The following is a 644-nucleotide window of genomic DNA, read 5'->3' as shown; positions in this document are numbered from 1 at the left end:
GCGGGTCCGGTCATCTGCAGGGAGAGGGACAGGGCCGCGGCAGCGGTGAGCGCGGGCAGGAAGAGCCCACGTCTGCGGTTCATATGCGTTCTCCGGAAAGGGCGGCATGGGAGAAGGGCAGGAACAAGAAGGTGGTGAGGGAAGGGAGGCCGGGCTGGTCGTGACGCCCGGCCTCCTCCGCTCCCTGCTTCTGGAACTGGCGTGGTGTCAGCCGCTGGTGCAGCGCGTCACCATCCGCCGGAGCCGACCTCGACGCGCTTGGCGAAGCCCTTGCCGTTGCCCCGGTAGACGTAGAGCTTGCCGGTCTTGTGGGGTGCGGAGTCGACCGCGGCGAGGTCGTCGATCCCGTCCTTGTCGAAGTCGGCGGCGGCGTAGTCGGAGATGCCGTTCCAGCCGTCGGTGCCGATCTCGATGCGCTTGGCGAGCGCGTCCAGGCCCGGCTTGCCCGTACCGGGGTACAGGAAGAGCTCGCCGGTCTCGCTCTTGGTGGCCACGAGGTCCGGCTTGCCGTCGCCGTTGAAGTCGCCCGGGACGACCTTGTTCATGCCGTTCCAGCCGCCCGTACCGATCTCGACACGGCTGCCGAGGGCGTCCAGGCCCTGCTTCCCGGTGCCCGGGTAGAGGAAGAGCTGACCGGTGTCGGA

The 644-nt window shown here is 68.8% G+C and carries 1 protein-coding gene; it reads right to left on the bottom strand.

The window, feature by feature from the left end; all coding sequences use genetic code 11:
* Window positions 1-227: 227 nt before the first annotated feature.
* Window positions 228-644: FG-GAP repeat domain-containing protein (locus ACSNOG_RS32875; RefSeq protein ID WP_436756353.1), on the bottom strand; the 417-nt coding region annotated here is incomplete at its 5' end.

The sequence above is a fragment of the Streptomyces sp. URMC 124 genome, from assembly GCF_051386455.1.
GTDB lineage: Bacteria > Actinomycetota > Actinomycetes > Streptomycetales > Streptomycetaceae > Streptomyces.
Note: the sequence above shows the minus strand (reverse complement) of the source record. Positions and strands in the feature narration are given on the sequence as shown.